Genomic DNA, 18,759 nt, shown 5'->3' with positions numbered 1-18,759 from the left:
GAGTGTTAACTGAGAGGTTTTTCTAACGTCATGAACTACTAGGTCAATTCAGCCTTAAAACTTTATTTGTAATTTTCGTTTATTCTTTATCCCACTCTTCAATATTCCACAAAACACCGAATCCATGATGGCCAAGTGTACGTGTGCTGATTCCTGATACATCTTCGTTAACACCGTATAATGCTTCAAGGTAAACAAGAAAATTGTAAGGCGGATCATTTGTGATTTCTTCCTGAAATTGCTGGTAGTAAGCTTTTCTTTCATCTGTATTCGTCGTAGTGCGCGCTTTCAACAATAATTCGTCAACTTTTTCATTCTGGTAAGATCCAAAATTATACTGTCCGTCGCCTATTTCACTGCTGTGGAACAGACGATACGTATGGTCATCTGGATCAAATTCACTGCCCCACCCTATGATTAATGCTTCTTCAGCCTCATAGTTGATGGCATTTTGATCAATAGGTTTCGGATTGGCAACTATACCAAAGGGTTTGAGTTGTTCAGAGACGACATTGGCAAGTGCTACACGTACAGTATCTTGAATTGGAGAAACCAATTCGAATTCAAAACGCTTTCCCTCTTTCATGAGTGTACCATCAGTACCTTTAACCCAGCCTGCCTCTGCTAAAAGTTGCCGTGCTTTTTGAGGATTGTAAGTATATTCTTCTCCATTAGAAGTTCCAGCCCATGATTTTTGCAAAGGCCCATATGCTGCTTCTCCCTTTTCGGCTAATATTCCCTTTACTAATTCATCCCGATTTACTGCATAATTCATCGCCTGGCGAACCCGTCTATCCTGAAATAAAGGGAGATTGAAATTGTACATCACAGCACGGTAGTCTGCCGTTGGAACTTCATACACTGAGTAGGGATCATTTTCGTTTATACCGGCTAACTGGTTGGGTTCTACAAGTGCTAAATCAATTTCACCGGTTTTCAATTGAAGTATCCGTGTGTTCGCATCCGGAACCGCTTTAAAAACCACTTCATCTAATTTTGGTGCAATTCCATAATACTCTTCGTTACGTTCCAACGTAATCGTATGGTCGGCTTCCCATTTTTTCAATTTGAAAGGACCGTTACCAACAGGATTTTGATTGAAATTAGTTGTATTGAGATCTTCATTACTAAGCAAATGTTCCGGAACAATTCCGATTTTCAGCTTATCGAGAAGCGGAGGAAAGGGTCTGTGTAATGTCATCTTTATTTCATATTCACCTGTCACTTCTACTGATGCAATCTCGTTAAACTCACCGGCAATGGGTGTATTCGTCTCAGGACTTTGGATTTGGTCAAACGTGAATTTAACATCTTCTGCTGTTACCAGTTCCCCATCCTGCCAAGTCGCATCTTCACGAAGTATAAAAGTGTAAATCAATTGGTCGTCTGAAATTTCCCAGCTTTTCGCCAAATCAGAGGTCACCTGATTTTCTGCATCAGGTTTTGTTAATCCTCGAAAGAGAAGAGTGTCGATTTCTTGGCTCTCATCCAGAACTGGGTTGACTTTTTCAATCTCCGAATTCATGCCATAAACGAGCTGTTTAGTTGTTGGCGAATCTGTAGAAGTGCTACTTTCTTGATTGCATGCTGAAAGAGTTAACAAGACAGCAACGAGAAAACAAAAATTAATTCTTTTATTCATAAACACTCACCTTAATGATAATGTTTTGCTAGATTCATTTTTTTGAGTCACTCTTACTTCTTAGAACTTTCTTTTTCATTCGTTTTCTTCTTTTTGATAATCTACTAATTTCCCCTGAATTTCGGCTTCTATTGCTTCCATTTGTTCTTCTTTCAGCTTTTGCTTCGGTTGTGGATGAAACCATTGGATTTCATCTTCATGGATGAATCCTTTATACTGCTCTCCCTGCACATTCAAACTAAATTGAAGACGTTTGTAAGCTTTATCTTCGAAAACTGGCTTAACCTCCAATTCCTTCGTTTCACTTGAAATACCATATTGCACCATCAGCTTGTGAATAACGGACTCAATCGCACCCACTTTCTCTTCACCAATCAATTGCTTTGGGTGAGGGTGTAGCCATTGGATTTTATTTTCATAATAGTGGCCTTTAAATTCGTGATTTTCTACTTTAAATGTAAACTCATATCTTTCATATACACGCTCTTCAAAAACGGATGTTACTTCAAAATTTTCTAGTAGTGGTTCATCCTGCTCTTCTTTGAACATATTCCAGACCTCCTTAAAACTTCTGTTTTAATAGTTTCCCTCATTAATAAAGTAAGTAATCCGCTTTTTGAAAGAATGTAAGATAATCTCCTCTAGATTTTCTGCAATAAAAAATTTATCCACTTGCTGAACTGATAGATTATTAAAACTTAATATTTCCTTAGTGAGTTAGGTGTCATACCAAACCATTTTTCGTGTATTAAGCGACGGCATTCAAAGATAATTCTTTCGATTACTTGTGTTGAATTAGCCAATATACGAATGCTCAAGCCAGAAATAACTAGTTCCGATAAGCCATATTTCATATCAGCTCCCTGAGAAAGGATAATTTCATATAGTTCATCGAGTAACTCAGCATTTGTTTGTTCACCAATAACAATCATCGATCCTATATGGCTGTATCCTTCCATGAATCCTAAGCCCGAGATGTCCTGCTTTCCCGGAGACAGCTTGATATGGTCAAATACAGCAAGTTTGCCATCAAAATATATTTTATTGACCAATTGGACTGTATGATATGAGAATTTCTTTCCGCTCGGAGACCATCCAGGCGTTAAAATATCAGTGTAAAGAAAAATTGCTCCGGATTCCATCCGAATAGTATTTTTTTGCAAATATCGTGCATTTTCATATGCAATCAACGGGTCGGGGAGAAACTCCAAGTAACTTCCTTTCTCAAGCACTATATCCGTCTCTTGATAGGCATATCCCTTCGGCGTCTTATAAACTTTCGTCGCGGATTGTGTAGTTAAGGTAACTTTAGCCCCTTTGTTGGCCGTCACTTTCATTCGATAACGGTCGCCATCCAAATATCCGCCGCCAGGATTCAGCAAGTAGTAACAGACTTTGCCAGTATCGTCATGGTAAATCGGTCGCATCACTTTGAATGCTCCTTGAAAGAACACATTTCTAGCAACCGTCTTTCCTTTTCTATCTTCTAAATCCAGCGAGAGCTCGCCTGTCCATGAGGTCATATTATTCCAGCCCTTTTAACAGAACGTGGGTCTTCATCCATTCAATGACTCGATCGAGCCCTTCCTCAGTTTTCAGGTTTGTAAACACGAACGGCTTGTCGCCACGAAATACTTTTGTATCTGAAGCCATGACATCCAAGCGTGCACCTACATAAGGAGCCAGGTCGGTCTTATTGATAACAAATAAATCCGATTTGATCATTCCTTGGCCGCCTTTTCGTGGAATCTTCTCGCCTTGTGCCACATCAATGATGTAAATTGAAAAATCGACGAGCTCAGGACTGAAGGTTGCTGCCAAGTTGTCGCCACCACTTTCAACGAAAATAAGTTCAACGTCCGGATGGCGCTTTACCAGTTCGTCAATTGCCGCAAAGTTCATTGATGCGTCCTCACGGATAGCCGTATGCGGACATCCTCCGGTTTCAACTCCGATGATACGGTTTTCTGGAAGTACGCCGTTTTCCATCAAGAACTTTGCATCTTCCTTCGTGTAGATGTCGTTTGTGACGACAGCCATTTCAATTTCCTGCTCCAAGTTGCGTGTTATTTTTTCAACGAGCATGGTTTTTCCTGCCCCTACCGGTCCGCCGACACCAATTTTAATCGGTCCCATCTAAACACTTCCTTCTCTTTTTAAAATTCTATAGTTACGACATAAAAATACGAATGTTGACGCGTTCATGGTGCATTTGGGAAAGCTCAAGCCCAGGTGATACAATCCCGAAGTCATTCTCTGTGAGCTGCATAATTTTCTTCATTGCCAATTGCAACTCAGGATGGAATTTGTGTGTAATCATGATTCCCGCTGTCTGTCCTAAAGGGATTGCCCGGACGGCATTTTGAACAAGGCTTGATGAAGCTGAATACAGATAGTACAGAATGGCATCTTCTTTTGAAACCTGCAGCCCATAGGCAATCATCGTAAATACGATTGAAGGGTGCGCAAACGCCTTCTTTTTGTCAATCCGATCGCGATAGAGCGCAAGTACTGGAAAATCGTAGAGTGATTGAGCGATTTTCAGCAAACGGTCGCCTATCATTTGCGTGCCTTCCCGTGTTTCCCTCGGTAAATTCTGAACCATTAACATCCGGTCCCATTCCCATATTTCTTGAAAATTCTGCTGTTCAAGCGCCTCATAAACCAGCCGGCACACCAGTCCATCCGTATAGATTAATTGGTCATGGACATAGACGCGAAGCCATTCAAAAAACGTTTTTTGATCTTTAACAATATCCACCTGTATATAGCTTTCCAAACCAAATGAATGGCTGAAAGCCCCGGTTGGCAATCCAGAATCACATATTTGAAACAGCGAGAGCAGATTTTTATTCATGGCTATGGCCGATGTGGCGGAATGCTTTTTTCACCTTGCGATCTTCTCGTCTAAACGGAATTCCTAATTCCTCCAGTAGCGCCACCACCAAATAATCGTATTGGACAAGCATGTCATTGCCTTCAAACTGAGCTGGCAAATGACGGTTTCCAAGTTGGTGGGCTATGTTGCCCATCTCTTCTATAGTTCGAGGACTGATGACAATCAAATCATCAGATAGCACATCTACTACAATCATGTTTTTGTCGTCCATGAACAGAACATCGCCTGCAACTAGATCACGCGCTTGTTTTAAGCGAATTCCCAGCTCGTTTCCGTGATCGGTCTTGACACGCTGAATTCGTTTAACCAAATATGCGCTTTCCAAATAGACTTTTTCAATGTGCCTCTTATCAATCTCACTTTTATCCATATCTTCTACATTCATTATTACTTCTTCAATTATCAATTCAATTCACCTCAGAATAGGAAATATCGCTGCCCCATCGGAACCTTGTCTACAGGGTCACATGTCAGCAGTTCTCCGTTTATTTTCACTTCGTACGTTTGCGGGTCTACGGTGATATCAGGTGTTTCTGAATTCAGTTTCATGTCTTTTTTCGACAGATTTCGGATGCCTCCGACAGGCAGAATGATTTTTTGAAGTCCAAGCTTTTCATGAACGCCGTCATCAAAAGCTGCTTGAGAAATGAATGTTGCGGAACTTCTTGATAACGCTTTACCATACTGGGCATACATCGGACGCGAAATATACGGCTGCGGTGTTGGAATAGAAGCATTGGCGTCTCCCATCAAACCAACGACAGCCAGTCCATTTTTCAGAACCATTTCCGGTTTCACACCCAAAAATGCCGGATTCCATAAAACCAGATCTGCCATTTTGCCTACTTCAATCGAGCCGACATGATTTGAAATCCCATGGGTGATAGCAGGATTAATCGTATATTTCGCAATATAGCGCTTAGCCCGGTTATTGTCAGCATACTCGCTGTCGCCTTCCATGACGCCGCGCTGCATTTTCATTTTATCGGCTACTTGCCATGTTCGTATGACAACCTCACCGACGCGTCCCATAGCTTGAGCATCGGAGCTGACCATACTGAATACACCCATATCGTGCAGAATGTCTTCCGCAGCAATCGTTTCTCGGCGTATTCTTGAATCGGCGAACGCAATGTCTTCCGGTACTGAAGGATTCAAGTGATGGCAAACCATCACCATATCTAGATGTTCATCAACGGTATTGACAGTATAGGGGAGGGTGGGGTTGGTCGAAGACGGTAGTATATTATGATAACCTGCTGATTTGATTAAGTCTGGTGCATGTCCGCCGCCTGCTCCTTCTGTGTGGTACATATGGAGGACCCGATCTTTTACTGCAGCCATGGTTTGTTCCATAAATCCGCTTTCGTTTAAAGTATCGGCATGGAGAGCGACTTGGATGTCATATTCATCCGCGACACGAAGTGCATGATCAAGAGAAGAACCTGTTGCTCCCCAATCTTCATGGACTTTCAGTCCGATGACTCCTGCTTTTACTTGCTCTACTAATGGTGCAGAAGTTGCTGCGTGACCTTTGCCCGTAAATCCGATATTGATTGGCAAACCTTCTGCCGCTTCAAGCATTCGGTGGATATTCCATTCACCTGGCGTAACGGTTGTTGCTTTCGACCCGGCTCCGGGACCCGTACCGCCACCGATTAATGTTGTCGTTCCAGCTGAAAGAGCTACTTGCACTTGTTCTGGATTTATAAAATGTACATGGGTATCAATGGCGCCTGCAGTTACAATCAGTCCCTCGCCCGCTATCACTTCGGTTGCTGTGCCGACAATGATATCAACGTTATCCATAATGAGCGGATTGCCGCTTTTTCCTATGCCAAATATCTTCCCGTCTCGTATAGCAAGGTCAGCTTTTACGATTCCGGTATAGTCAAAAATGATAACGTTCGTGATGACTGTGTCAGGAACTCCGTCTTCACGTGCGGCAAGAGGATGCTGTCCCATTCCATCACGGATGACTTTTCCGCCACCAAATACCATTTCTTCTCCATAAGTCGTAAAGTCTTTCTCGACTTGGATAAATAGATTGGTATCAGCAAGTCGGACCGCATCGCCTGTTGTAGGTCCAAACATCTCTGCATATTGCTTTCTGGACATTTTGAAACTCATGATCCATCCCTGCTTTCCAGTGGGCCATCCACCTTGTTATTGAAACCATATACTCGGCGCTCTCCAACAAATGGAATCAGCTCTATTTCTTTTTCATCTCCAGGCTCAAACCGGACTGCCGCCCCGGCAGGAATATTCAAACGTTTTCCATAACCTTCTTCCCGATTGAACTGAAGACCTGGATTCACTTCATAAAAGTGGAAATGTGACCCTACCTGTACAGGCCGGTCTCCTACATTGATAACGGAAACCATAGCGACTTCTCTTCCTTCATTGCAAACTATATCTTCTTCTTTCAATACATATTCTCCTGGTTCCATAAGCCTCTTCCTCCTTTGCTTAAATTAACGAATCGGACTGTGTACAGTAACTAGTTTTGTTCCATCAGGAAATGTGGCCTCAACTTGAATGTCTTTAATCATTTCAGGAATACCTTCCATGACGTCTTCTGTCGTTAATATTGTTGCTCCAAATTCCATTAATTCTGCAACCGTTTTCCCATCTCTTGCACCTTCAACTATTTCATAAGTAATGATGGCAACAGATTCGGGGTGGTTAAGCTTTAATCCTCTTTCCCGCCGTCTTTTAGCCAAATCTGCAGCGACTACGATCATCAATTTGTCAATCTCACGAGGCAATAAATGCATAGTCTAACCCTCCTCCCTTTTTTATCTGATAGTAAAAGAAGTCCACTTAGTGACTTGAAATTTTTAGAACTTTAATTATCTGAAATTTCAAATAACCATATCTTTTTAATTTCCCCTAAGCTTCTGACTTTTAAACTTCCTCTAGAGCAACTTAGCATTAGGACACTCCAAGGTATATAGTAACTGTTTAAAGAAGTTATTAAGTACTATGAAAAGAAGTTAATAAGTACTATCTAAAGTTGTAAATATTATTTTTGTTGCTACAAATAAATTGATCCTAAATAAAACAAAAGCAGCCCGGTATTTTGAAATCAATCCCGGCGCTGCTTTTTTTATAGGTAGGTTGTATGAAACAGGTTACGTTCTCTTAGGCATGCTAAATTACGTTAGTCATTTCCCATAGATGTTGGAGCAATATTATCAGGTACATCGTTGTGCTGAACAAAAAGAAAAACTGTTTTGTTCTTCAAATATTAAGCTAAAGCCTAAATTAGGACCCAACCGAATGAGGAAACATTAGCAATTAGGAAGGCATTTCTGTCGTGTTGACCAGCAGCGCTTCTATAATGTATCGATCTGGAGCCGATCCAATAAACCTGAAGGGATAGCAGGTCGTGAGGGTCAGAGTTGGTTCGTCCTTATTGACGATAACTGTGCGGTCCTCAGCATCCGTAATCCATGTTTTTTGTATTTTATATTCATACTGGATCTCTTCAAATTGCACATAAATCTGCGCTCCTTCCGCCAATTCTCCAAGTTCCTGAAAAACAGTATCCCGGTGGCCGGATAAAACGGTGTGCCCGAACCCATCTGGCGGGGTTGTAAAGTCCCCTACGTGATAACCTACCCCTTGAGTTAATGTCTCATCATCTGTTCCCCAATAAATCGGATACTTCATACCAAGAGAAGGGACAAGCAGCCACCCTACCTCGTCTCCCCGGTTATATTCTTTGTAGTCACGCATAGTTGATTGTTTCGAATCCTCTTTTTCTGCATTCTGTGAAGGAAGTATAGAATCCCCTTCTTCATAGAGGGCTATCTCTTTGTTTTGCGGGGTTTCTTGTCTTCCTGTTGTCGAATCATCTATTTTTGGCTTCAAATCTTCCTTTTCCGCTTCAGCCACTGCAACAATGTCATTTTTACCAAGGGTTTCTTTGCTGCCGAAACTTTCAACAGCCCAGAAATACCCATTCCATCCAGCGAAGAGAAATCCAACTATGATTAAAAACATCGCGATATTTCTCTTCATTGCCGTTCACTCCTTTATAATAAATTAACAATTATAAATACTCTTCCCTTTTTCTACCTCTTCATAACCTTCATCTGCTATGAATGCGCTTATGCGCTATTTCGGCGCTTTTTTACAGTAGCCTATTGAACAGTTTAAAAGAAATAATAAGAAACATTGCTATCTATATGAAATATTATCAGAAAATTGATTGTTTTCAACTAATTATGGGTATTAAGAAAGAGAATCGCCTTAGGCGAAATCAGATCCGAAGGAGAGCGGTATATGAAAAAAGCAGCAGTATTATCGTTGGCTACAGTTTTTGCGGCGGCAAGTTTCACAGGAACAGCTTTTGCAGCACATGAGGGACAAATGTTCATGGCAGAGTTGACACCAGATCAAGAAGTCCCGGCGGCTGAGAGTGAAGCAACCGGAGATGCACAGATTCAAGTTAGTGAAGATGGAAATTCGTTAGAATTCACCGTAAATGCCTATGACTTAGACAACACGCTAGCTGGTCATTTGCACAGTGGTGCAGCCGGAGAAAATGGGCCGGTAGAATTGTTCTTATTTGAAAATGAAGAAGCCATGGATTACGATGGCGAAGTAGCGACTGGCACGTTGACTGCCGATGACCTAGTAGGTGATTTGAGCTGGCAGGAGTTCTCTATGGCACTCGTGGCTGGTGACATTTATGTGAATCTTCATACGGAAGAATATCCTGATGGAGAAATTCGGGGACAGGCAGAAATGGCGGATGAGTATACAGAAGGCGACGAAATGGCGGACACAGCCTCGAATGGCCCTCTATATACAATGCTCGGAATGCTTGCAGTAGTTGCTGGCGGAATTATGATGTATGGCCGACGCAATAAGATAACCGAATAGTTTTTTGTATAAAAGTCGACCTTACATTATGGCTACTCGCCGATAACGTAAATTCGGCTTTTTTCTGTTCATATGGATATTTAGTAGAACTAAACATCATTCACTCAATTATTTTCAGTTGTTCGAAGAAAATATAGTTAATCAACTCTTTAAAGCATTGGTAAAAGTACACCTTAGCAAACAAGAAAAAGAAAAAAGCATTTAAAAATTTTTTTCCGTTTGAGAAGTGACTTTATTTTATAAGCAAAGTACTGAACATTTCTTCATCCTCTTCCTTTTTATAAGCATACTTCTATACATTACTGGTTTTTACTCAAGCCTCTACTTCTACATAATCAAAAGTACAACTAACTTATTCTCTTACACATCACTTTTTTGAGATGCGTTGGGGACATAATTAGGTTCGGTCATAAGCACTGAAACATCTTTTCAAAACATATATTGACATCTGTTACGAAGGAGAGTAGCTTGCAGAGAGAAAGGTCCTAGGTTGCACTTGAGACCATTCTATTTATAATGGTCTTTTTTTCTTGAGTAAAAATAGAATTGAGGTATACAGATGGAAAAGCAATTTGTCATTATTGGGTTGGGCCGCTTCGGCAGCAGTGTATGCCAGGAACTTCATGCCTTAGGACATGAGATACTGGCAATGGATCTGACAGAAGAACGTGTAGATGCGATGTCTGAATTTGCTACACACACTGTAAGGGCCAATGGGACCGACGAACGGGATTTAAAAGCGCTAGGTGTGCGAAATTTTGAGCATGCCATTGTTGCCTTTGGCGAAGACTTGCAAGCAAGTGTTTTGTGTACGCTTATGCTGAAAGAGATGGGTGTACCCAATGTTTGGGTCAAAGCAAGAGACAAACAGCACCAGCTCATTCTAGAAAAAGTTGGAGCTGACCGAGTTATTCAGCCCGAAAAAGAAATGGGCATTCGGGTAGCACACCTCCTGGACTCTGATAAAATCGTCGATTATATTGAGCTGTCGAAAGACTACAGCATCATTGAGTTGATCGCTTCTTCCCAAATGTCTGGAAAAACCCTTAAGCAGCTGGACATTCGTGCAAAATATGGGTGCATCGTGCTGGCCATCAAACGATTTGAAGATGTTAATATTGCGCCTTTGCCTGACGATGAAGTGGTGAAAGGCGACATTCTGATTACGATGGGACACAGGAAAGATTTAAGACGCTTCGAGGAAAAGGGGCTGTAGAATCGCTTTGTCTCCAACAATCCTTTTATTGTAGTCATTAAATGCAAGGGTTTATCTTTTAAAGTAGGCAGTATACAAAAATGCTATTGAAGAAAAAGAAAAACATCTCTTCTCCCATCGTCATTTCAGGGAGCTTCATTGCACGTTTCAGGTTGATGTCGCCTTACCATCTTTTCACCGATATAAGTACCAATCAACCCCTTTGGTGTTTGGTACCGTTTATCAATAAACTCTTTAACTTTATCCATGAGTCGTATTATTCACCAACTTCGTTTCATTTTCTGAATTCAATACTCAATCTAAATGCTCTTAAAGTACTATATTTCCCTGCTTTCGCCACCGGTTTCAAAGTTTAGCTATCTTCTTTCATAAATTTTTAAAAAATTACTCAAAAACGATAAGTGATTCAAAAAGTAAATCAGCCAATAGTTGGCTGCCGAATCCCAAAAACAGCAAAAACAAAGACCATGCGTGTTCATAAAGATGTTTATGAATTACATGGTCTTTTTATATGACTTGATTTAAGTAATTTAAAATCAGAGATACTGCATACTTCTTTAGAAGAGAGAGCAATCGTTCTATTCCTGATTTACCTCGATTTTCTTCAATACTTTCGCAGGAACTCCTCCTGCAATTACGTTTGGAGGTACATTCTGAGTCACAACAGCACCTGCGGCAATAATAGCTCCATCTTCAATTTCCACACCGGGAACTACAGTGGCGTTTGCTACTATCCAAACATCTTTACCAATCGTAATGAGTCTGGGCTGCATAGTGCTGCGCTTTTTAGGGTTGATATCGTGATTAAGAGTCGCCAAAACAGCATTGTGTCCAATAAGCGCGCCATCGCCAATTGTAATGCCTCCTTGATCTTGAAAACGGCAGCCCGAATTGACGAAAACGTTCTTGCCCACATTGATATTTTTCCCGCAATCCGTATAAAAAGGCGGGAATAAGGCAAATGTTCAATCTACCGGTTTGCCACTTAATCGGGAAAACAGTTCCTGAACTTCTTCGGGAGTATGATAATGGCCGTTCAGTTCAACGGTTATTTTTAATGCTTCCTGTGACAGTTCATGCATTTTTTATGCATCTCTGAACCACCCTCAACAGCTTCTCCTCGGTTCAAATATGCTAAAAAATTTATAATATCCATTAGAATCCTCCTCATATATTACAAAGATACGCAACTAAAAAGTATGTCATTAGAAGAACAGATAGAAACGCACGAAGTTGCGGCAGCAACCCAGCCATCGGTCTACTTCCATATTTTACAACAGCCACTATACAAGTAATTGAATCCTCTGTAAAATAAGGTAAATGAATAAATGAAGAGGAGAATGTCCGATGCCTAAAACGGCTTTATTAATCATTGATGCCCAAAACGAAATGTTCGACCAGTCCAATCCTGTCCATCAAAGCGGACAATTGCTCGAGAATCTGCAGTCATTGATCAAAAAAGCACGTTCAGCTCACGTTCCCGTCGTTTATGTGCAGCATAATGACCCTGGCCTTGTAAAAGGCACCGACTTCTGGCAAATCCATCAGTCCATCACTCCCGAGGAAAGAGATGACATTGTCCAGAAATGGACGCCGGATTCCTTTCACGAAACAACGCTGCTGGAGGTATTGAAAAATAAAAACGTCCAGAACCTCGTTATTGCAGGCAACCAGACTGAGCACTGCATAGATGCGACCACACGCAGCGCCAGCAACCTGGGATTTGACGTGACGCTTGCCAAAGATGCGCACGGTACCTGGGATTCCGAAGTGATGAGCGCCGAGCAAATCATCAACCATCATAATGGCCAACTGAGCAGTTTTGCCACACTGCAGGAGACAAACGACATCGAGTTTGTGGAATAATTCCAACTTAAGCTGAAATTCCTCATACTCCTTTTAATGATTTCTACTCCTATTTTAAAGCGTTTGTAAAAGTACACGTTTCCGAACGCTTTAAAACATCTAAAAACGGCCGAAAAGAACATTCGTCAACGTATCAAAACATTTTACGAACGTTCGCCGTTCTACCTAAACTTTTAAAAACAATTTTATGAAAAAAAACTAAAGTATATTGAAAGGTATAGCATTGAAGTTTGCACAAAAAAGGTTCCGGTTTAATCTCCGGAACCTTTTCTTCGTCCTTATGTGAATAGTTTACTTTTCTGGCAAAATAGCTTTAGAAGAAACAAGCCCCTTCTCGATCAGCTCTTCCCAAAAATCAGCCGGAATCGTTGCCTGCAATGCCTGCAAGTCTTCCTTAATGCGATCAGGTCTCGTCGAACCGGTTACTACTGCCTTTACAGCGGGATGGGCTGTAGAAAACTGAAGCGCTGCATCTTTCAAATTCACGCCATGATTTTGTGCTACATCATTAAACCGGTCTACTCTCTTTTTGATGTCCGGCGTGATTTCTTTGTAATCGAAATGGTCTCCGCCCAACAAGGCGCCCGAGTTAAATGCCGATCCGATAACAAGTCCCCCGCCTTTCTCCTGCGCCAATGGCATCATCCGCTGGAGCGCGCGCTCGTGCTGAAGCAAGGTATATTGGGTAGCTGACAAGCTCAGGTCCGGATGGGCTTCCTCAAGTTCTAGTGCCACTTCAATCGGCGTTGTCGTGTTCACCCCAAGCCCCCAAGCTTTAATGACTCCTTCATCTCGGAGGCGGTCTAGCACTTTAAAGGCGCCTTTACGCGCTTCATCAAACTTTGTCACCCACTCATCTCCAAGAAAGTCAGGTGAGATGTCGTGCACATACACCATGTCCAAGCGGTCTGTTTTCAGACGCTTCAAGCTGTCTTCAATCGAACGGAGTGTTCCGTCTTCTGTATAATCCGTTTGAATTTTGTTCTTACGGCCAAATTCAAACAGTCCTTCTTTTTCTTCCTCTTCGTTCAGCACAATGCGGCCGACTTTTGAGCTCAATAAATATTCGTCACGATTATAAGCTGGCAAAATTTCTCCAAGCCTCATTTCAGCCAAGCCTGCCCCGTAAAACGGCGCCGTGTCAAAATAGCGGATTCCTTCGTCCCAAGCGGACTGGATCGTCTTCATCGCCTCGTCTTCCGGAACCTCCCTGAACATATTGCCAAGCGGCGCTGTGCCGAGTCCCAGTTTGTTTTTTATGTTTATCTCATTTTTCATCGAAACTCACCTCTTCATCAAGATTGATTGTGGATTAAGCGACCCTTACAGAGTCATGACAATATTTACCCTGTACCGACGATGAGTAAACGATGAAGTTGGAAATATTCTTCCATTAAACAATTAGCGCAGGCTTTTCATATGATACAATCGAACTATCAAAAAAATTGATTGATTAATAGAAACTAGTTCTTATCTGAGATGGTCAATATGATAATTACTGTCTTTATACAATTTAAAACTAACTGGGAATTTTGCTTACTTAAGCAGTTCCTACCATTTTGGAAGGAGAAAAACATGAGCGAATTAACGATTAAAATTGAAGAGTTAAACGAAACTAACTGGTACGCCTGCTGTGAATTAGAAGTGGCAGAAGAACAAAAACAATACATGGAACCTAATGCAGTTTCCATAGCACAATCAAAGTTTGAACATACATTAAAGCCGTTTGCTATCTATGCTGAAGAAAAAGTTGTCGGATTTTTGATGTGCAATTCAGTTCCTGAAGAACTGGATGCGTATTGGATCTATCGAATTATGGTCGACAAGCAGCATCAAGGCAAAGGCATTGGCAAAGAGGCAAGCCGGTTATTGATCGAAGAGATGACTAGTTCCTGGAATGCGAAAAAAATTGCGGTAGGTTATCATCCTGAAAATCATGGTGCACATCAGTTATATGCCAGTTTGAGATTTGTTGATAATGGAGACCGATTCGGCAAAGAAATGGCTGTTGTTAAATTGGTATAAGTGTAAGTGATTTTGACAGGCAATAACCATTTGTGGAAAAGATGGAGGGATAAGCATTGTGACTGGCAAAAAGAAAGTTCTTTTCATTGTAGCAGGAATTTCACTTATTATAGTTGTCCCAATTGCACTTTTAGTCATTCAACTTTATTCCGCGTTTGCCCCGCTTATCACTAATGCACCCAATCACGTCGTTGAAGATTATGTAGAAGAAAAGTACGGATTTAAAGTTGATGTGATTGAAACAAATTCGTATGGAATCGGCTCTACCACGGAATACACCGTTTCGCCAAAAGATGACGGGCTCATTCAATTTATGGTCTCTGTTGACCCTTACGACTATACCGTCATCGAGGATGATTACAACGTTGCATTAGAAATAGACAAAGAATACGAGAAACTGAAAACCGTCATTCCAGAGATTGAGGCACTCGGTTTTTCTGGAATGGAAGGTGCCCCGATTCACCTTCATTACATAGAAGGCATTGGAGATACTGCATTTTTGCACCTGGAGAGCGACAAACCTGTGAATTACGCTACCTTTGTAGAGGAAGATTTTGATACCTATTACGAACTGTATGAACTGGTAAAAAAGAGTCAGGCAAATGTTGAGAATGTAGCAATTTTTGGAACAATTGATCAGAATGGCGACCAAAAAGATATAAGCTTTTATATGGGACCACCAGAAAAAGTAATAAGCAAAGAAGAATTATTGCTTCAAATAAAAACGGGATATTTGGAAATTGTCGAATATGAAGTCGTAAAGCCGTTAGAAAAAGAAGCAGCTCGGCTGAATAATGAACGCTTTCATTTCGGAAACCAATATGACGATACGTTCAATGACCCGTTTGACTCCTGGTTTAACTGCAATTTAACTAATGAAGATGGAAAATGTACGTCTGCTGTCCTATCTATCACTTACCAAAAAGGTGGACTTAATGCCGATAATCCTTTTTTGAGTGAAGACTTGAATACCATTTTTAAATTCATCGAAATGCACTTAGAACCAGAGATTAAAGTTGACCACATTTTCTTAAAAGGTGACGAACTTTCAGCGTATGAAGAGTTCGATATTGAATATGAAGACAGAATAACTTATACGAATACGGATGATCTGATCAACTTTATATTTACAGAACAATAAAGACTTTACGCATAAGGATAAATATATTAATAAAAGGGATGCCAATTCATAAGCGAAATGGCATCCCTTTTTTTTAGAGATTCCAAACCGAATAGTTATTTTACAAAAGTACACTAAATGGCATTTGCTAAACCCTCTCTCAATTGGTAACCCATTTCTTCAGCACTAGAGAAATGAATACGGTTCGATAATAATTATTCAATGATGTCCAATGAAAAACACTCCGCATCATCCAACAAATTTAACGCAATCATCTAATAGAGGTATATTTGCTTATGCAATAGAAAGGACACTGGTTCTCTGTTACTATTAATGAAAAAAGGAGATGGACTATGAAATGGTTGATGCGTTTCTTGGTTTCAGCAGTAGCTGCAGTAATAGCAACAGTCAGTATAAATTTCGGAATATACGGAGCCTACGCTTTTTACCTGAATGAAATTGTACAGATGCCCTCTCCGGAAGCAGGATCACTTGGACCTTTTTTCGATGTTCTCCTGCTTCTTATTTACAGTTCGGTGTTCTTGGTGCTGCTGTTATTTATTGTCTTTTTGATTTTTTATAAACGGCTGAATATGCTTGGCCTTCTGCTTGGGGCGGGATTCGGATTTTGGCTCGTTCGTTTCTTCCAGCTCCTCAACCAATGGATTTGGCAATATTCTGGTTACAGCGAACCATTGTATGTTTATCTTAATGTGCTGGTCTTCGTCTGTATGCTGGTCGGACTCTTTTTCATTAAATACGATACAAAACGATTCAGTTTGGCAGGAACTGTTGCCGGTGCAGCAGGCGGACTTCTCTTTTCTTACGGGGCGGTGATTGTTTACCGCTGGGTGGATAACACACTGACATCTTTCCTGTATTTCGATTTGATAGAAACCACTGTAGTGATTTTAGGTGTCCCGATATTTGCATTCACCGGGAATTGGGCCGTCAAAAAATACGGCAGTAAAGGGACAGCTCTCCGTTAATCGAAAGAAGAGGTGAATGTAATGAATGCGGAAGAGAAAGAACCGTTCATTAGCGGCCATGTATTAGCTGTTATCATTTGCTCAATCTCTATGGCAGTGCCAGTATTGGTGTTTCAACTTATGGGTTTCTCTACTCGACCTTTTTCTTTATCCTGTCGTTAGTTCTTATTTGGTATTTGCCGAATGACCGGTATAAAGTGCTTGCGGTTGTTGTTTTTGGAATCTGTATGATTGCGTATAGTCCATATCTTTATTACGCTCTATTATTTATCTACGCGATACTGTTTGATGGCTGATTGCTACTTAAGCTCTTTTTTGTACAGCTAGCCACTCATGGTTTTGGTAATTAGAATAAAAGTGAAAGAACTGAAAATATAAACTGAACCCCAACTGGTATGCCCTTAAAAAAAGTGCCTATCGGTTGGGGTTCAGTTCATAAAAAATAGGATTTCTCTACATCACCGCGCCAAATTTTTCAGGATGTTTTGCCACCCTTGGCGCTGAAGGTGCAGATTGTTTTGCTGTTCTGCCTCAAAGCGCTCTTCAATCAAGCAGCCATAAGGTTTCTCAAAGATATCGATACGCACCTTGCGTCCATCGCCCAATACAAAATACAATCTTTTAGCAGGTTCAATTTCTGTATAAGTGCCCCAATAATCAAAAGACACACTGCCGTCCTTAGCAGCCATTTCGTAGTGAAATTCGCCTCCAATCACTAAATTATTTTCAGCGGTTGGACAATGCCAATCATCACTGGCATAATTCCAAGACATTACATTTTCAGGCGTGACAAGCTTTTTCCAAATCACCTCGGGACGATTGCGCGACTTTTCGCGAAGGGTTATCATCTTCCCCACGCTTCCACTGGTTTCAAGTCGAATCGCCATCAGGTCAAACGATTTTTCCCAGTTCCCTTTAAACTCTTCGGCTTGTTCCTCTGGCAAATCTTGCTCAACTTCAAAGATACACGTCCCATCTTCCTTCGGGATAAATCTGTAATTCTCAAAGGCTGGTGACCATTCCTGAGCCAATAGGGAATCATAATCCTCCTCACCATTCATTACCAAGCCCACGTGCTTGATCGAAATAAACTCCGGCCATCTGCTTTCTGCAATTTCTGACAACATGCCGCTTTCTTTCCCATTTTCATCTTCCACCACAAAACGAATGGGGCTGCCCTTAGTCCATTCCCCTTTAAACTCCGAGCCTTCAGAGAACGCTTCTGTCCAAAAACGATAATGATCCGGATCAACCACAAGTTCCCAAAGCAATTCTGGACCGACATTAAAAACCCTTTCAAGGTGAATTCTAATCATGATTTTCTCCCTTCTTTTCCGTGATGGCCACAATGGTTTCTGATTAAATGCCGAATGACCGTCTCCATCTTTTCAAGAGCAGCTTTTCGCGGGTCGCTCAGGCAGATTTCATGTTTCCGGATCATCGCAATCCAGACCAATTTATCCTGTCTCAAAGGGAGGATCCCCTCAATGGACCGTATGCGGCATAAAATTTTGAAAAATAGGGCTTTAGCTAGTTTATGTATGCTTACGATGTCATTCCTTATACTTAATTATACTACGAAGAAAATATAAATTACAGACTACTATTACCAGAATTCCTGCCCTATACTTTTACATACAACGAGGAGAATAGAGGAGGAGATTCAGGATGAATGACAATAAGGAAGTTTTGGACCAGGGCCCTTTCTTTCATGGAACAAAAGCACAATTAAATATTGGAGATTTTCTGGAAGCGCATTTTGCATCGAATTACCAGGACAAAAAATCCAATTACATCTACTTCACGGCAACCTTGGAGGCAGCCAAATGGGGTGCTGAACTGGCCGCATCCGATTCAACAGAAAGAATCTATGTTGTGGAACCAACAGGTGATTTTGAAAATGACCCGAACTTAACCGACAAAAGATTTCCCGGAAACCCTACTCGCTCCTACAGGTCCAAGTCACCGCTGAAGATCATCGCAGAACTGGGCTCCTGGGAAAGGCATTCCGATGAAGAGATCAATCACATGCTTACATCTTTAAAAGAAATGCGTCAACAAGGGAAGGCTATTATACTTGATTGAACTTTTTAAAAGGATGAAAAAATC

At 41.1% G+C, this 18,759-nt stretch carries 20 protein-coding genes and 1 pseudogene; 7 read left to right on the top strand and 14 right to left on the bottom strand.

The features are described 5' to 3' along the window. Window positions 1-79: 79 nt before the first annotated feature. The 10 genes from GJB59_RS18830 to srtD all read right to left on the bottom strand — a co-directional run bounded on the left by GJB59_RS18830 (window position 80) and on the right by srtD (window position 8,567). Window positions 80-1,642, bottom strand: coding sequence for an ABC transporter substrate-binding protein (locus tag GJB59_RS18830; RefSeq protein WP_142826282.1), 1,563 nt, complete (start codon window positions 1,640-1,642; stop codon window positions 80-82). Between the two features lie 75 nt (window positions 1,643-1,717). Further along, on the bottom strand, window positions 1,718-2,191 hold the full coding sequence (locus GJB59_RS18825; protein WP_142826283.1) for a hypothetical protein: 474 nt from the start codon (window positions 2,189-2,191) through the stop codon (window positions 1,718-1,720). Between the two features lie 149 nt (window positions 2,192-2,340). After that, window positions 2,341-3,165, bottom strand: coding sequence for an urease accessory protein UreD (locus GJB59_RS18820; RefSeq protein WP_142826284.1), 825 nt, complete (start codon window positions 3,163-3,165; stop codon window positions 2,341-2,343). Window position 3,166: 1 nt separating this feature from the next. Further along, window positions 3,167-3,778, bottom strand: coding sequence for an urease accessory protein UreG (gene ureG / locus GJB59_RS18815; protein ID WP_142826285.1), 612 nt, complete (start codon window positions 3,776-3,778; stop codon window positions 3,167-3,169). A 34-nt stretch (window positions 3,779-3,812) separates the two neighbouring features. Beyond that, window positions 3,813-4,499: an urease accessory protein UreF gene (locus tag GJB59_RS18810; RefSeq protein ID WP_142826286.1), complete on the bottom strand. Its 687-nt coding sequence runs from the start codon at window positions 4,497-4,499 to the stop codon at window positions 3,813-3,815. After that, window positions 4,492-4,947 (bottom strand): urease accessory protein UreE, encoded by a 456-nt coding sequence (gene ureE / locus GJB59_RS18805; RefSeq protein ID WP_142826287.1) that lies wholly within the window; start codon window positions 4,945-4,947, stop codon window positions 4,492-4,494. Before ureE ends, GJB59_RS18810 begins: the two co-directional genes overlap by 8 nt. Window positions 4,948-4,958: 11 nt before the next feature. Next, window positions 4,959-6,671 (bottom strand): urease subunit alpha, encoded by a 1,713-nt coding sequence (gene ureC, locus GJB59_RS18800; RefSeq protein ID WP_142826288.1) that lies wholly within the window; start codon window positions 6,669-6,671, stop codon window positions 4,959-4,961. Continuing rightward, window positions 6,668-6,991, bottom strand: coding sequence for an urease subunit beta (locus tag GJB59_RS18795; protein ID WP_142826289.1), 324 nt, complete (start codon window positions 6,989-6,991; stop codon window positions 6,668-6,670). The genes ureC and GJB59_RS18795 overlap by 4 nt, the downstream gene beginning before the upstream one ends. Window positions 6,992-7,015: 24 nt before the next feature. Next, the gene (locus tag GJB59_RS18790; RefSeq protein ID WP_142826290.1) at window positions 7,016-7,318 is read right to left on the bottom strand and encodes an urease subunit gamma; all 303 of its coding nucleotides are present in this window, start codon (window positions 7,316-7,318) and stop codon (window positions 7,016-7,018) included. Window positions 7,319-7,841: 523 nt separating this feature from the next. Further along, on the bottom strand, window positions 7,842-8,567 hold the full coding sequence (srtD, locus tag GJB59_RS18785; RefSeq protein WP_142826291.1) for a class D sortase, LPxTATN-specific: 726 nt from the start codon (window positions 8,565-8,567) through the stop codon (window positions 7,842-7,844). 264 nt (window positions 8,568-8,831) lie between these two features. Between srtD and GJB59_RS18780 the strand changes: the two genes are divergently transcribed. Together GJB59_RS18780 and GJB59_RS18775 are read left to right on the top strand one after the other, a co-directional pair. Continuing rightward, window positions 8,832-9,434, top strand: coding sequence for a CHRD domain-containing protein (locus tag GJB59_RS18780; RefSeq protein ID WP_142826292.1), 603 nt, complete (start codon window positions 8,832-8,834; stop codon window positions 9,432-9,434). Between the two features lie 559 nt (window positions 9,435-9,993). Then, a complete protein-coding gene (locus tag GJB59_RS18775) occupies window positions 9,994-10,650 on the top strand; it encodes a potassium channel family protein (protein ID WP_142826293.1) in 657 nt (218 codons plus the stop codon). 599 nt (window positions 10,651-11,249) lie between these two features. Here the strand turns inward: GJB59_RS18775 and GJB59_RS19400 are convergent. Continuing rightward, window positions 11,250-11,408: pseudogene (locus GJB59_RS19400) on the bottom strand (DapH/DapD/GlmU-related protein); the annotation flags it as partial. Between the two features lie 589 nt (window positions 11,409-11,997). On the opposite strand from GJB59_RS19400, the gene GJB59_RS18765 reads away from it, so the two are divergent. Further along, window positions 11,998-12,516: a cysteine hydrolase family protein gene (locus GJB59_RS18765; RefSeq protein ID WP_142826294.1), complete on the top strand. Its 519-nt coding sequence runs from the start codon at window positions 11,998-12,000 to the stop codon at window positions 12,514-12,516. A 291-nt stretch (window positions 12,517-12,807) separates the two neighbouring features. Here the strand turns inward: GJB59_RS18765 and GJB59_RS18760 are convergent, their stop codons facing one another. Further along, window positions 12,808-13,794, bottom strand: coding sequence for an aldo/keto reductase (locus GJB59_RS18760; RefSeq protein WP_142826295.1), 987 nt, complete (start codon window positions 13,792-13,794; stop codon window positions 12,808-12,810). Window positions 13,795-14,091: 297 nt separating this feature from the next. Here GJB59_RS18760 and GJB59_RS18755 point away from each other — a divergent pair, with 297 nt between their 5' ends. The 3 genes from GJB59_RS18755 (at window position 14,092) to GJB59_RS18745 (ending at window position 16,650) form a co-directional block, all read left to right on the top strand. Continuing rightward, window positions 14,092-14,541 (top strand): GNAT family N-acetyltransferase, encoded by a 450-nt coding sequence (locus GJB59_RS18755; RefSeq protein WP_142826296.1) that lies wholly within the window; start codon window positions 14,092-14,094, stop codon window positions 14,539-14,541. A gap of 58 nt (window positions 14,542-14,599) precedes the next feature. Then, the gene (locus GJB59_RS18750; protein WP_142826297.1) at window positions 14,600-15,682 is read left to right on the top strand and encodes a hypothetical protein; all 1,083 of its coding nucleotides are present in this window, start codon (window positions 14,600-14,602) and stop codon (window positions 15,680-15,682) included. A 332-nt stretch (window positions 15,683-16,014) separates the two neighbouring features. Next, window positions 16,015-16,650 (top strand): hypothetical protein, encoded by a 636-nt coding sequence (locus GJB59_RS18745; RefSeq protein ID WP_142826298.1) that lies wholly within the window; start codon window positions 16,015-16,017, stop codon window positions 16,648-16,650. A 458-nt stretch (window positions 16,651-17,108) separates the two neighbouring features. Here GJB59_RS18745 and GJB59_RS18740 read toward each other — a convergent pair whose 3' ends face one another. Continuing rightward, entirely contained in the window at window positions 17,109-17,966 is an 858-nt protein-coding gene (locus tag GJB59_RS18740; RefSeq protein WP_142826299.1) for an SRPBCC family protein, read from the bottom strand. Then, entirely contained in the window at window positions 17,963-18,121 is a 159-nt protein-coding gene (locus GJB59_RS18735; protein WP_185959981.1) for a hypothetical protein, read from the bottom strand. Before GJB59_RS18735 ends, GJB59_RS18740 begins: the two co-directional genes overlap by 4 nt. 197 nt (window positions 18,122-18,318) lie before the next feature. Here GJB59_RS18735 and arr point away from each other — a divergent pair, with 197 nt between their 5' ends. Then, the gene (arr, locus tag GJB59_RS18730) at window positions 18,319-18,735 is read left to right on the top strand and encodes an NAD(+)--rifampin ADP-ribosyltransferase (RefSeq protein WP_142826300.1); all 417 of its coding nucleotides are present in this window, start codon (window positions 18,319-18,321) and stop codon (window positions 18,733-18,735) included. Window positions 18,736-18,759 lie beyond the last annotated feature (24 nt).

The organism is Planococcus soli (assembly GCF_016881065.1).
In the GTDB taxonomy this organism is placed as follows: Bacteria; Bacillota; Bacilli; order Bacillales_A; family Planococcaceae; genus Planococcus; species Planococcus soli.
Note: the sequence above shows the minus strand (reverse complement) of the source record. Positions and strands in the feature narration are given on the sequence as shown.

Coding starts and splice junctions, on each gene's coding strand:
- GJB59_RS18825 (WP_142826283.1), bottom strand. CDS start 2,191: ATGTTCAAAGAAGAGCAGGATGAACCACTACTAGAAAATTTTGAAGTA.
- GJB59_RS18745 (WP_142826298.1), top strand. CDS start 16,015: ATGAAATGGTTGATGCGTTTCTTGGTTTCAGCAGTAGCTGCAGTAATA.
- GJB59_RS18795 (WP_142826289.1), bottom strand. CDS start 6,991: ATGGAACCAGGAGAATATGTATTGAAAGAAGAAGATATAGTTTGCAAT.
- GJB59_RS18760 (WP_142826295.1), bottom strand. CDS start 13,794: ATGAAAAATGAGATAAACATAAAAAACAAACTGGGACTCGGCACAGCG.
- GJB59_RS18810 (WP_142826286.1), bottom strand. CDS start 4,499: ATGAATAAAAATCTGCTCTCGCTGTTTCAAATATGTGATTCTGGATTG.
- GJB59_RS18820 (WP_142826284.1), bottom strand. CDS start 3,165: ATGACCTCATGGACAGGCGAGCTCTCGCTGGATTTAGAAGATAGAAAA.
- GJB59_RS18775 (WP_142826293.1), top strand. CDS start 9,994: ATGGAAAAGCAATTTGTCATTATTGGGTTGGGCCGCTTCGGCAGCAGT.
- GJB59_RS18765 (WP_142826294.1), top strand. CDS start 11,998: ATGCCTAAAACGGCTTTATTAATCATTGATGCCCAAAACGAAATGTTC.
- GJB59_RS18830 (WP_142826282.1), bottom strand. CDS start 1,642: ATGAATAAAAGAATTAATTTTTGTTTTCTCGTTGCTGTCTTGTTAACT.
- GJB59_RS18780 (WP_142826292.1), top strand. CDS start 8,832: ATGAAAAAAGCAGCAGTATTATCGTTGGCTACAGTTTTTGCGGCGGCA.
- GJB59_RS18755 (WP_142826296.1), top strand. CDS start 14,092: ATGAGCGAATTAACGATTAAAATTGAAGAGTTAAACGAAACTAACTGG.
- GJB59_RS18790 (WP_142826290.1), bottom strand. CDS start 7,318: ATGCATTTATTGCCTCGTGAGATTGACAAATTGATGATCGTAGTCGCT.
- GJB59_RS18740 (WP_142826299.1), bottom strand. CDS start 17,966: ATGATTAGAATTCACCTTGAAAGGGTTTTTAATGTCGGTCCAGAATTG.
- ureG (WP_142826285.1), bottom strand. CDS start 3,778: ATGGGACCGATTAAAATTGGTGTCGGCGGACCGGTAGGGGCAGGAAAA.
- arr (WP_142826300.1), top strand. CDS start 18,319: ATGAATGACAATAAGGAAGTTTTGGACCAGGGCCCTTTCTTTCATGGA.
- srtD (WP_142826291.1), bottom strand. CDS start 8,567: ATGAAGAGAAATATCGCGATGTTTTTAATCATAGTTGGATTTCTCTTC.
- ureC (WP_142826288.1), bottom strand. CDS start 6,671: ATGAGTTTCAAAATGTCCAGAAAGCAATATGCAGAGATGTTTGGACCT.